At 61.4% G+C, this 12,554-nt stretch carries 12 protein-coding genes; 1 reads left to right on the forward strand and 11 read right to left on the reverse strand.

Annotation, left to right across the window (positions count from 1 at the left end; all coding sequences use genetic code 11):
• Positions 1-13: 13 nt before the first annotated feature.
• From OXH56_00675 to OXH56_00720, 10 genes are all read right to left on the reverse strand, one after another.
• Positions 14-793, reverse strand: coding sequence for an aldolase/citrate lyase family protein (locus OXH56_00675; protein ID MCY3553809.1), 780 nt, complete (start codon positions 791-793; stop codon positions 14-16).
• A complete protein-coding gene (locus tag OXH56_00680) occupies positions 790-1,587 on the reverse strand; it encodes a phytanoyl-CoA dioxygenase family protein (GenBank protein ID MCY3553810.1) in 798 nt (265 codons plus the stop codon). The genes OXH56_00675 and OXH56_00680 overlap by 4 nt, the downstream gene beginning before the upstream one ends.
• 76 nt (positions 1,588-1,663) lie before the next feature.
• Positions 1,664-2,377 carry a polyprenol monophosphomannose synthase gene (locus OXH56_00685; GenBank protein ID MCY3553811.1) on the reverse strand — a complete coding sequence of 238 codons (714 nt, stop codon included), beginning with the start codon at positions 2,375-2,377 and terminating at the stop codon, positions 1,664-1,666.
• Complete coding sequence (locus OXH56_00690) at positions 2,374-4,749, reverse strand: YfhO family protein (GenBank protein ID MCY3553812.1); 2,376 nt, start codon at positions 4,747-4,749, stop codon at positions 2,374-2,376. Before OXH56_00690 ends, OXH56_00685 begins: the two co-directional genes overlap by 4 nt.
• Positions 4,750-4,883: 134 nt before the next feature.
• Entirely contained in the window at positions 4,884-5,852 is a 969-nt protein-coding gene (locus OXH56_00695) for a glycosyltransferase family 2 protein (protein MCY3553813.1), read from the reverse strand.
• Positions 5,853-5,861: 9 nt separating this feature from the next.
• Positions 5,862-7,346, reverse strand: coding sequence for a polysaccharide biosynthesis C-terminal domain-containing protein (locus OXH56_00700; GenBank protein ID MCY3553814.1), 1,485 nt, complete (start codon positions 7,344-7,346; stop codon positions 5,862-5,864).
• A gap of 38 nt (positions 7,347-7,384) precedes the next feature.
• The gene (locus OXH56_00705) at positions 7,385-8,728 is read right to left on the reverse strand and encodes an aminotransferase class V-fold PLP-dependent enzyme (GenBank protein ID MCY3553815.1); all 1,344 of its coding nucleotides are present in this window, start codon (positions 8,726-8,728) and stop codon (positions 7,385-7,387) included.
• Between the two features lie 33 nt (positions 8,729-8,761).
• On the reverse strand, positions 8,762-9,508 hold the full coding sequence (locus OXH56_00710; GenBank protein MCY3553816.1) for a hypothetical protein: 747 nt from the start codon (positions 9,506-9,508) through the stop codon (positions 8,762-8,764).
• Positions 9,509-9,623: 115 nt separating this feature from the next.
• The gene (locus tag OXH56_00715; GenBank protein MCY3553817.1) at positions 9,624-10,157 is read right to left on the reverse strand and encodes a GNAT family N-acetyltransferase; all 534 of its coding nucleotides are present in this window, start codon (positions 10,155-10,157) and stop codon (positions 9,624-9,626) included.
• 14 nt (positions 10,158-10,171) lie between these two features.
• Complete coding sequence (locus OXH56_00720) at positions 10,172-10,939, reverse strand: sugar phosphate isomerase/epimerase (GenBank protein ID MCY3553818.1); 768 nt, start codon at positions 10,937-10,939, stop codon at positions 10,172-10,174.
• A gap of 350 nt (positions 10,940-11,289) precedes the next feature.
• On the opposite strand from OXH56_00720, the gene OXH56_00725 reads away from it, so the two are divergent.
• A complete protein-coding gene (locus tag OXH56_00725) occupies positions 11,290-11,511 on the forward strand; it encodes a type II toxin-antitoxin system HicB family antitoxin (GenBank protein ID MCY3553819.1) in 222 nt (73 codons plus the stop codon).
• Positions 11,512-11,702: 191 nt separating this feature from the next.
• Here OXH56_00725 and OXH56_00730 read toward each other — a convergent pair.
• Positions 11,703-12,554: FAD-dependent oxidoreductase (locus OXH56_00730; protein MCY3553820.1), on the reverse strand; the 852-nt coding region annotated here is incomplete at its 5' end.

The raw sequence follows: 12,554 nt of genomic DNA on the forward strand, positions 1-12,554 counted from the left end.
GCGGAATCCGACTTTAGCGCCGCAAAAATGCCAGTTCTGCGACCGCCCGTCGTAACCCGTCCCTCAATACCGGCTCGTCGCCTCCCACGAGCAGCAGACGCACCCCTTCTTCCACCTGCCTGAGGACGTTCTCCTCGTCATCCATAGAACCGAGCAGCGGATGGCCTACGGGCTTTCCCGCTCGCCGGCCGGCTTCCCGAACGCGACGGAGCGCATCCAGGTATTTTGGATGGTCGAATCGGAAGGGGATGCCGAGGGAAATGCACAGGTCCACCGGACCCACGATACAGCCGTCCACGCCCTCCACGGCCATGATATCGTCGATGCGCGCGACCGCTTCAGCGGACTCGATGATCGGCGCGTATATCACCATGTCGTCGATTTCAGCGGTGTACTCTTTTTCGAACAGCCCATAGCCCGCTGCACGGTGAGGCCCCCATCCCCGGGTGCCGCGCGGAGGATAGCGGCAGGCATCGGCCCCCAGCTTCGCCTCTTCCGGCGTGTTTACGAAGGGGACTACGATGCCCATGGCGCCCATGTCGAGGTACAGCTTGATCAGATCGGGATCGGTGCGGGTGATCCGGACGATCGGCGCGGCCGGTGTGCAGCCTGCCGCCTGGATCTGGACCTGCACGGTCACCGGCGTCTGAGGCGCGTGCTCCGTGTCGATCAGGATCCAGTCGAAGCCGGCCAGGCCGGCCAGTTCCGCGATGGCGGGCGAACCGAACCGGAGCTGTATGCCGAAGGCGGGTTTCCCGTCGTCCAGCAGATTCTTGAGTCGACTGTTCATCATGAATCGTCAGTGACCATGTTCTGGTAAAAACCCAGCTCGAGAAGGCGGTCCAGCCATCGCCGCCGCTTCGGACTGAGATCTGGATTCGTAAGCCAGAACGGGTCGACCGGGGGGTCGTTCGGTCGGTTGTACTTGGCGGTGGCCTTGCTGTTGTTCGCCCCCTGATCCCTGGTGGTTACGATCTCTTCCGGCGTTCTCGGGTTGTTGTAGTAAACGCAGGTACACATGCGCCGGTCGCTGGAGCCCCCGTAGCTGGCGTGCCATAATCTCAGGTCGAATCCCACCACGTCGCCCGGTTCCGAGTCGCAGACGTAACAGGGCACCTCCTTTTGGCGGTCGAATTCGGGAATGAACCGTCTCAGCTCGCCGTGGAAGGGGTTGCGGTGCGACCCCGGAATGACACGCAGCGCTCCGGTTTCTGCCCCTACGGGTTGCAGGTAGAAGGCGAACTTGATGCCGTACTGGTGGATGCTGTGGGTATCCGGATGCCATCCCGTGTTGCCCACGTAACGGTTCGCGTCGGTGGCGATGCCCAGCGCATCCTTGCCGTAGAGTTGTTCGGCGATACTGCACAGCCGGTCATCCTCCAGCAAGCCCGCGAAGAATGGTGTGGATCTACCCATCATCGTGACCCAGTGACGGACGGTGCCATCGAAGGGCATGTGGCGATAGGCGGATTCCAGCCCGTGGTCGAACTCGCTGTTGATGATGTCCATTTCATCGGGAGTGAAGACCTGGCGAAGGACGACAAACCCAAAGGACTTGAAGTGTAGGTACTGCTTTTCCGTCAGCATGACGCGGCTCCCTCAATCTCCAGGTTGCGGCTTCCTACATGCGGTTTCCGATATGCGGCTTCCGATGTGCGGCTTGCTATAAGCGGCGCAGTATGCGTTGCAGGCGCAGCCACCAGACGATCCAAACCGCTTCGTTGATCACGCCGTGGGAGAGTTTCGACGTACCCGAACGACGGTCTACGAAGATAATGGGGATTTCACGGATGCGGTATCCCTTGCGCCAGCACCGGAAATTCATCTCGATCTGGAAGGCGTATCCGTCGGACCGGACGCTGTCCAGGTCGATGTGCTCGAGTACTTTGCGCCGGAAGCACTTGAATCCCGACGTGGTGTCCCGGATCGTCATGCCCGTGGCCACGCGGGTGTAGATGTTGGCGAAATAGCTGAGCAACAGCCGGGACATGGGCCAGTTCACCACGTTGATGCCGCTGATGTACCGGGATCCGATCACCACATCGCAGGACGCGATCTCTTCTATGAACTCAGGGATCATGGCGGGATCGTGGGAAAAGTCCGCATCCATCTCGAATACGCAGTCCACGTCCTGCTGGACGGCATACCTGAAACCCGCCACGTAGGCCGAGCCCAACCCCAGCTTTTCGGGCCGATGCAGGACAGTGATCCGTTCGTTCTCCGCGGCCAGTTTATCGGCGAGCTTACCCGTCCCGTCCGGCGAGTTGTCGTCCACCACGAGCACGCGGACATCCTGGTCCAGCGCCATCAATTCGGGCAGAAGCCGCCGTATGTTCTCGAGTTCGTTGTAGGTGGGGACGATGATCAGGGATTTCATGGTTTCCGGTCGGTTTCCGGTCCGGTTCCGGTCCGGTTTTTCAGGCTTTTTCTGATGCTCATGGCACCCGCGGCGATCAGTCCGGCCAGCACCAGCGCACTGGCGATCCGGCTCACCAGGTGGCCCGCGGTGAAGCTCGACGGCTGGAACGTCATGGTTACTTCATAGCGCCCCTCCGGGACGGCCAGGGAGCGAAGCACGTAGTTGGTCTGGTGTATCTCGGCAGGTTGACCGTCCATCGTGGCTTGCCACCCGGCTGGATAATAGATCTCGCTGAGCACCAGCAGACAAGGCGCGTCTGCGTCCACGGCCATCTCGATGCGATGCGGTGTGTGAAGTGTGATCTCCACGGACGAATTTCCCAGCGGACCGAGCCGCTCCGTGACGGGTTGTTCCAGGATCGCGTATTCGCCGGGACGGAATCCGGGATCTCCTAAAGCCTCGAAGATGGCGTCCTTCTCGGCGATGACGCGCACGCTGTCCACCAGGAAGGCCCTCGGCAGGGCGGCATCGTTCCGGTAGAGGAATCCGGCATCGGACTCTACAACGGGAGTAAGTCCATCGGCCTGAATAGGTTGCGCGGAAACCAGGTACCGGGTGTTCAGCATGTTCAGCACCGGAAAAGTATTGAACCCGACCTGGTCCATAAGTTCCTGGTAGACCCCCAGTTTCGCCGCGTGATAACCTCCGATGGTGGAGATGCCGAAGTAACCGTACTCATTCGAAGAGAATTCGGAGAGCGGCAGGATGCGATAGGGGACGGGATCTTCTTTCAGTGCCTTCACGACTTCGGTTTCGCGTGCGGCATAGTACGCTTCGATCTGCGCGGGATCATCCTCCGGGTTCACGACCCGCGAGGCTACAAGCAGCAGATCGACGACGACCAGGGCGCTCAAACCCGCGGCCAACAGCCTGGGACTCGTCTTGCGGGTGGCATAGATCAATGCGGACGCCGCGCTGATCAACAGTACCATGATCCACAGGTCTCCCATGAGCCGATAGAAACGCATTGCATTGACCCCGGCATGGTAATCGGCGTTGTTCACCATGGCGCTGCGTGCCCCGTGCGCTCTGTCGGCCTCTGTGTAGACGCCCGTCATAAAGGACTGGAAGGAGGATTCGAACACGGTCAGTGCCAGGACGAGCAGCAGAACTCCGCCGGCAACGACGCACAGCTTTCTCGCGAAACTCCCAAGCATGTCCCTGCCCGCCCGTATGCGCTCGACCAGGGCATGCACGCCGTAACCGGCGAGGAGCGCTACGGCGAACTGCGACAGGACCAGGATCATGACGGGCGCGCGGAATTTCCCGAAGAAGGGTACGAAGTGGAGCATGACGTAGGATACGGGCGGCAGGTGCCGTCCAAAGGATACCAGGAGGGCCAGGACCGCCGCGATGACCAGGAACAGGGTCATGCGCGATCGGTTCAGCAAGATGCCCGCCACGGCCAGGACGACGACGACGATGCCGAGGTAGTTCGGGAAATCGGTAAAGGGCATATCGCCCCAGTAAAGAGGGCCACCGAAACCGGCAAAGGAAGGGATGATGAAGGTCAGGATTTCTATCGGTGGGAACGACCAGCTCGTGGCGAAGGGTACGTTCACGTCGCTGCCCCCCACGGAAAGGCCCCGGGCGGAGTGCTGCGCGTATTCCTGCATGGGAAGGACCAGCACGGCCGCGACGGCTATGGCCAGCACGACGCCGCCGGCAAAGAGCGCGGATTTCCTGATTGTGCGGCCCGTGGGGATTTTGTCTCGCAATTCGTTCACGACCGCGTAAACAGCGAACATGCCGATCAACATGGCCGTGTAGAAGGCGATCTGCGGATGGAAGGAACTAAGCTGAGAGCCCAGGGCCGCGCCGAGCAACAGCATGTCGAAGAGCCGTCCACGGTCAAAGACGCGGTACGCGGCCAGAAAGACCAGGGGTACGTGCATGAAGCAGATGAACCGATTGGCATGTTCCGTGGCCATCATGTGGGTGGAAAACACGATGGCCGCGGCCGCGACGAAAGATGCGGGCCGGGAGAGCGATAGAGCTCGCGCAAGCAAAAACATGGACACCGCACCGAGGAGCAGGTGGAAGAAGAATCGGCCGTGCAGCGCACTGATGAGCACGTCCGGCAGGACGGCGTTGATCAGGGCTTCGAAACTGTACTGCAGATGGTGATACGTGCCGCTGGCCTGGAAGGGCATACCGCCGAAGATGTGGGGGTACCAGAGCGGCGTCTCGTCAAACTTTTCTACGAAATCCTGCGCGAAACGATCGAAAGGGATGGCCTGGCCGATGAAATCGGGCCGGATATCCACCTTGCCCTCGATGATATAGCCGCGGTAGACGAAGACGGCAAGTGCCGCGATGATCAGGCACAACAAGACATCCTGGATATACGGATGCAGACTCCGGACCATGCGTTGTCGACGGTTCCGATTCGGTCCGTCGATGCTGCGCCGTTCGGGTCGCGTAATTGATCGTTTCCTTGCCATGAAGGCCCTTAATGGTAGATTCAGTCGGAACGCCGGGGCGATCGACAGGTGTTTGAGGTGACCGGCGAGTTGAAACCCTCTCGAATCCCTCTATGGAGCGCATCCAGGTGGACCCACCTGCGACGGAAGAACAAAATAGCCGCCGGCCGAAGATAACGATACAGAAAAAGGTAAGGCAGGAACGCGAACAGATACAGTAGAAGCGGCACGTTTTTTCTCGCGAAGAGAATCCGGCTTCGTACCATGTGATGTACATAAAACGGACTGCCGAAACCGGCCGTTTGCGACCCCTTGTGGTGGACAACGGCTCTGGGTTCCAACAGCAGCCTATAACCGGCTTTCCGCGCCTTCACTCCCCAGTCGAAGTCATCGAAGTAACAGAAATAGTCTTCGTCCATCAGTCCTACCTCTTCCAGGACGGCGCGCTTGACGAGGAGCGCCGTTCCCGTAACATAGGGCATTTCGCCGGGATTGTCGTACTGGCCGTGGTCCTCTTCGCCATGTCCGATCAGGAATCCCTGTGCCAGCCACGGGATCGTGCGGGTACCGGCGCTGTCGAGCACGTTGTCCTTTCCGTACTGGTAGATCTTCGGACCCACCATGCCGGTATCGCAGGTGCGCTCGCCGGAGCGTTCGCCGGTGCGTTCCGCCGTTGCGACGAGTAACGAAAGCGCGTCGGGCTCCACGACTGAATCGTTGTTCAGCAGGAATACGTAATCGGTGTTCGTGGAAAGGGCATGGCGCATCCCCTGGTTGCTGCCGCGGACGAATCCCAGGTTTTTCTCGTTGCGGATCTGCTTCAAAGGCAGGTGCTCACGTCCCCACCGCTCGATGGCCTCGGGCGAGCCGTCGGTCGAACCATTGTCCACGACCACGATCGAGAAGGAAGGGTAGCTCATTCGCGCCAGCGATTCCAGACACTCCAGCGTGTCCGCTACCCGGTTCCAGTTGAGTATGACGATCGTTACGTGAGGCTCGGGAGGGTTCATATATGAAGATCAGTTCGTCGTTCGAAGCGGAACGCCCATCTTCCTCGCCAGGCCCCAAACGTACGCCTTCTCCGGTTTCTCCAACAAGGAAAACGCGTACCAGAAGTAGGCGGCGGCGCCCAGGATGGCCAGGGCGGCGCCCAGGATGACCGGGACGGCGCTGACCTCGACCCGGTCGTAGGTCCAACGCGCCGCGCCGAAGAAGCCCGCCGAAATGACGACCAGACTTACATACGGCTTCCAGGGGAGGAGCGCGCTTACGGGTTGCTTCAGCAGGCGGGCGTAGCGGGCCAGGTAGTAGATCCATCCCGCGGCGGTCCCGCACAGGGTGGCCAGTGCCGCGCCCCACAGGCCGAAGGCGTTGATGAACACCAGGTTGCCCGCGACGTTGACGATCAGCATGGCGGTCGCGGCCTGGACGATGACCGCGTTCCGGTTGAGGGCCCGGGCGAGGACGTCCGGGCTGTTGAAACGGAGCAGGAGGAGCAGGGCGTAGATGCCGAGGACCCGGTGGCCCTCGAAGTAGGCGTCCGGGAGAATGAGGCGGTACAGCACGTCGGAGAAGAGGAAGACGAAGATCCCCGCGGGGACGATGGCGATCATGCCGTACCTTGAGCACTTGCGCCACAGGGCCGCCATGGACGGATGATCGCCGGCTTCGGCGTATCCCACGTAGGTGGAAAAGAACACCGAACCGAACACGCTCATCAGGATGCCGGCAATAGGCAGTTCGATGGCAGAAACGCTGTAGATCGCGAAGCTGGAGGCGCCCAGGAAGGCGCTGATCATAATCTTGTCCAGGCTCCCGTTGATGAAGGGGATGAACCCCGCGACGCCCAACCCGAAGGCGTAGCGGTACTGGGCCCGGGTCTCGATGCCCCGGAGCCGGAAGGACAGCAGCTTCCTGTTGAGCAGGACGAGCCCGTAGAGCAGGGACTGGATGCCTTCCAGGACGACGATCAGCAGAATGAGCGGGTAGATGGCCGTGATCAGGCCCGAGAACAACGCGCCGGCGATGGCCAGGATGCGCAGGAGGTACTGGAATACGCGCAGGACGCTGGCGGCGGCCGTGTGGCCGCTTCCGACCAGGGCGTTGTGGGCGGTCATGTTGACGAAGAGGAACAGGGCGATCAGGAGATAGGCGCCGATCTCCCGGAGATAGGGTCCCAGTTCCGTGTGGATGAGCACATAGGGGTCGAGCACGCCTTCGAAGAGCAGGATGAGGACCAGGAAGATCAGCGCGCAGCTGGCCAGGGTGTTCCCCACGTACTTGCGGGCGTCCAGGGCGTATTTGCCCGAAATGAAGAAGAAGACGCTCTCGATCAGTCCGGTGGCGAACAGGTAGGCGAATCCGGCCGCCAGGATGCCATAGCGGTAGGGCGCCAGGTATTCCGGGTCGAAGAAATGGGCGACGACAATCGACTGGAATACCTGCAGCACGCTCGCGATGAGCAGCGCGGCATAGAGTATGACGGCGGCGCTTCGTTTTGACATGGGCCCGTCAGGCGGTGGGCCTGCACCGGCGGGTAGGCTCAGACCCCGTCCCTCAGCATCTCCGCGACCGCGGTAACGGCGCGGTCCGCCTCGTCGAGGGTATTGTAGATATGGGGGGAAAGGCGGACGTTGGGTCCCATGCCCGCACCTGCGATATGGTACGTATTGTAGAGCTTGTCGAAGACCTTGCGCGGATCGAGTTCGCCCGGCTTGAAGATGACGACGCCGGCGGAAAGCACGGGTTTCAGTGACGTTCTGAGCTCGATACCCGGCAGGCCGGAAAGCCCTTCCTTGATGGCCGTGGCCACCTGGCGCATGCGGGCCTCCACCCGGGCGGGCCCGATCTTCTCGTGGAACTCGACGCCGCGGCCCGTGGCCGTCAGCGCCGCGTCGTCCCGCTGTCCGAGGACCTCGTACTTGCGGGCGCTTTCCTCCACTTCGTCCCGCCAGCCCGCGCTCACGATGGCCGGCCAGACGGCGTCCTGGCTGTCCTTGCGGACGTAGAGCACGCCGACCTCCTTCGGGCCCATGAACCACTTGTGGGCACTGCCGGAGTAGGCGTCGCAACCCATGTCGGCGAGATCGATCTTCAAGGCGCCGAAACTCTGGGCGCCGTCGACCAGGGAAAACACGCCCCGTTCCCGCGCCGCCGCGCACAGCTCCCTGGCCGGCATGGTCAGCCCGGTGGTGTTGGAGACGTGCGTGAAGGACATGACCTTCGTCGCCGGGGTGTACGCCCGGTTAAAGGCATCGATGATCTCGTCTTCTCCGCCGGGAATAACGGGGACCGACACATAGTTGATCTTGAAGCCGAACCGCCTGGCCTTGACCTCCCACGCATGTCTGTTCGAGGGATGGTTCAGGTCGGAGAGCAGCACCTCGTCGCCCGCCCCGAGGTGGAAGCCGGTGCTGATGGCGTTGTTGGCCTCGCTCGTGTTCCGCACCAGGGCGATCTCGTCGGTGTGGGCGCCCAGGAGGCGCGCCATCTTCTCGCGCGTCTCTTCTCTGATCTGCCGGTACTTCATGCGGTTGTGGAACGACGCGTCGTAATCCAGGTCCCGGGTGTACTTGAAGACCGATTCCATCACCGGATAGGGCGATGGGCAGAGGTTCGCGGCGTTCATCAGCGCCAGGTTGTCCCGGAGAAGGAACTGGCTCCGGACCGCGTGCCAGTACCGCTCGTCGCCGGGGTCCGTACCGGAGACCGCCGTCTCCAGGTCCTCGATCGGCGCGTCAACCGTCGGCGATGCGGAGGCGGAGGTACCGTAAACCAGGGCGCCGCCCGCGGCGATCCCGCCGGCCAGCCGTTTCATGAATGATCGACGGGACACTTGCCACGCCGATTCAGGTATGCTCTCGATGGAGTAATCGTCCTGGATCATCCTTAACCTCCGGATGTGTGGTTATGACCTGCGCTAGAAGTCGATCGCAACTCCGAAATGGGCCGTAATGAGATCGGTGGTCGACTTGGTTACATTGAGTTCGGCCGAACCCGCCCGTCGGACGATATCGCCCCGCTTCAGGTAATCGGCTTCGGAACCGTCATGGTAGCGCATCCTGAGTTCCAGGGAAACAGACCGCAGGGTGCGGTTCTGCGGCGTCCGGTCTTCGCCGCCGCTCCAAACCTCGATCAGGACCCCGCTGCCCACGCCCTTGGTAAAGGCGAAGTCGTCGAGGTTCGTGGAACTGACGACATCCTCGCCGCTGAACGGTGACCGGTCCACGTTCTCGATCGACGTGCTGGTGAAGAGGTAGTGGAAGCCCACGATGCCTTCTACGTAGAAACGCAGCGGGGCGGGGTTGGTCTGCAGACGGAGAAAGGCGTTCATCGAGAAGATGTTGTTCTCGGTGACCACGCCGACGAGGACATCGGGAATCGTCAGGCTGAACTGCTCGGTGCGCCGCTCGTGGCCGTAGATCAGGTAGCCCAGGTCCAGGCCGATCACGGCGGGCGTCCGGGGGATCATGTAGCCCACGTATCCCGATATGCCGATCCCCGGGTTCTTGACGTTATCACCGAACTCGCCCGACGGGAAACCGCCGAGGATGCCGATCCCGGTGATGACGACGGGAGGAACGTCCACGACCTCCGCGTCCTGCGCGTTGGCCGGGGCCGTCCGCGCCAGGCTGACCAGGACGGTCAGGACGACCAGGGCCGCCATGTGCGCGGGGTACGTTGCGCGGCGGCAATTACGGCGGGCGATGCGGCTGGATATATGACAGAATCTACGGCTTGAAATACGTTGCATTTGAAACGTCCGTGTTAAGGGTTGTGGTTCAGGAAAGGTGTTCCCCGGCTTTCGCGAATACTGCGGACCAGCGCAATCGGTGGCTGTCCTCGATATAGTCGGGAATGAACCCCAGTCCGAGATAGGTCCTGACGGCCGGCACGCGGAAATCGTCCGTACCCAGAAAAGCGGCCCCGTAGCCCTGGTCCCGCATGTAATGGAGCACGGCCAGGGTAACGAGTCGGCCCAGTCCCTGTCCGCGGTGGGCCGGTTTCGCGCATACCATGTGAACCTGCGCGGCGCTTATGCCCTCGGGCTGGACGTCATAGGCGCAGGCCGTGGCTACGGCTACCCCCGATCGTGTTGCGAAGAAACACCCGTCCGCCATGAACGGTTCCGTTTCCGTCAGCTCTTTGCGGCACTTCTCCGCCGTCCAGTCCGTCCCGATGCCCGTGTTCATGATCTCAGACCAGGCGGCTTCGTCGCCGGACCGGTAGGTCCTCAGCGCATACCCGTCCGGCACGCTGATTTCCGGCAGGTCTTCCAGGTCGGGGCGCATCATCCGGAGTTGCAGTTCAGGCATGGACGCCGCGCCTTCTAAACGTCACACCCGACGCTCCGCAGGTGCGCCACCGAATCCGCCACGCGCCGGCAGGTCTCCTCTTCGTTGAGCGATTCCCCTTCCACGCCCTCGATTTCCATGGTGAACGGTCCGTGGAACCCGTGGGCGTTCAGCCGGTCGAAAACCGTTTTAAAGTCGACGATGCCCTCGCCGAAAGTGGGAAAGCACCAGGTCTTGTATTGGCCGTCCGTATCCTTGAGATGCATGCTGCCGATATAGTCGATGACCTTTTCCATTTCGTCGACGTGGTCCACGTCCCGGTTGTAGTAGTGGATGTTGGCCGTGTCGTAGTTCACGCGGACGTTGGGATGGTCGACGCCGCGCATGGTCTCCAGGGCGACGGCCGCGTTGGTGATCAGGTCGGGATGGGTTTCCATGCCGATGGTAATCCCGTATTCGGCCGCTTTGGCCCCCGTGCGGTGCAATCGCTCGTAAGCCACGCCCATGTCCAGTTCCCCGGCCTGTACGCTTACGAAAAGCAGTCCGGCGCCCAGGGCCGCGGCGGCGTCCAGGTGGGGGGTCAGCCGCGCGTCCACGTCGTCGTACTGGATCTCTACCGGGCACTGCAGGCTGCTGGCCGACAGCCCGTGATCTTCGAGCCTGGACTTGACACCGGCGACCTGGTCCGGCGCGGGTGCGTCGATTTCCACGTGATGAACGCCGATCGTGGGCAGATGGGCATAGGCGGATTCGCTGAACTTTCCGTAGCTTGCCGTTCGGCACGCAAGCAGGTTGGCGGGCATAGGAATCCTTCTTTCGGATTGATCCTTACTAATGGGAAACGAAGCGGACAGGTACCGGAATGAATACTGTTCGAAATATAACGGAAGTACGAAGGGGGGTCAAGGCGTCGTAGCGAGAGGTACAACGCAATCGGCATGTCCTCGGTTGTAATCAGGCCCCCGCGTCATACCTCCGGTGGACGGAGTTGTAGCCTCGCAAGCGATAAATGGTTGTTTTGTGCTATATATCAACATTACAAAACGAGGCATTGCCGTAGTGGCTGGAATCTCAAACGCGGAGATGAAAGCAGGTACACGCAGCCAAATGCTCAAACAAGCTGGTTTGAAAGAGAATGATAAGGGAGTTGAAGATGCCGCAGACTGAGTACCTAATCATTGTAGAAAAATACGGCCCCGGAGCGTACGACGCCTACGTGCCTGAGCTTCCGGGCATAGGGGTTGCCGGAAAGACCGAAGATGAGGTTCATGAACTGGTCGCCGACGCGATCAGACAGTATCTCGAAGAGCATGATCGGGATGGTGGCCGGGTAACAGATCCCGTGGTGGTGAATCACTACACAGTTACGATCTGACTTACGACGCCTGGTGCACGCCGAGTTTGAAATGAATCAGAACGATTCCTCGTCCCTGTGCGGGCCCGCATCTCGCGGACTCTAAAGTGTCCCCGTGCTACTTCGGAACGACCCTCGGCACAGGGATTTTCATGCCTCTACCCGAGCCCCCGGGTTTACTATTCATCGGCGGTTTTGACGCCTTATGGCAGTCAGAAGTCCCGCAGCCCCGTTACCCACTTCATCAGGCCCTCCGCGGGCAGATCGGGTTTCAGGATGGGTGTCCGTACGCCCCGGTCCCGCAAAAGTACCTCGGCGGCCTGGTAACCACTGCGCACGGCGCTTTCCATGGTCGCCGGCCAGCCCGTCTGCACCCAGTCGCCGGCGATGGAGAGATTGGAAAGGGGGCTGGTTGGGCCGGGGCGCAGCGCGTCGCAACCGGGCCGTGGCGCGAAAGTGGCCCGGCCCTCCTTGACGACGATGGCCTTGAGCAGTTTGGCCTGGCGTACGGCGGGGAGGAGGGATTCGAGATCTTCCATGGCCTGATCGATAATGACCTGACGGGGTGTTTTCATCCAGTCATCGGAAGCGCTGACCACGAGGCCGAGATAGGCGCCGCCGTTATCCGCGGAGAAGGATCCGGTGTGCCGGCTGGACTGGTTGAATATCCACTGTATCCTCCGGCCGATCACGGCGGCGTAGCCCAGTTCCGTCACGGGCCGGTCGAACCAGACGTGTACGGCCGTGATAGGCGAGACTGACAGTCCGTCCAGCATCGAGAAATAGGGATCCGAGGCCTGTTTTTGAGGGAGCAGCTTGCACAGGACGTCGAAAGGCAGGGCAGAAAGGTAGGCCCCGGCTTCCACGGACGAACCGTCCTGCAACGAAAGGGAAGCCACCTTGCCGTCCTGGACGGCAATGCCGGTTACCCCCCGGTTGAATACGACGCGGCCGCCGCGCTGCTCGATGTAGTCAATGCAGGGCGCGTAAAGATCCCCCAGCGGAACGGCGGGCAGTCCCACCTCGTACCCGCTGCGATTGAGCAGTATGGCCCGGACGGACGT

This window comes from Gemmatimonadota bacterium (assembly GCA_026702745.1).
Taxonomy (GTDB): domain Bacteria; phylum JAAXHH01; class JAAXHH01; order JAAXHH01; family JAAXHH01; genus JAAXHH01.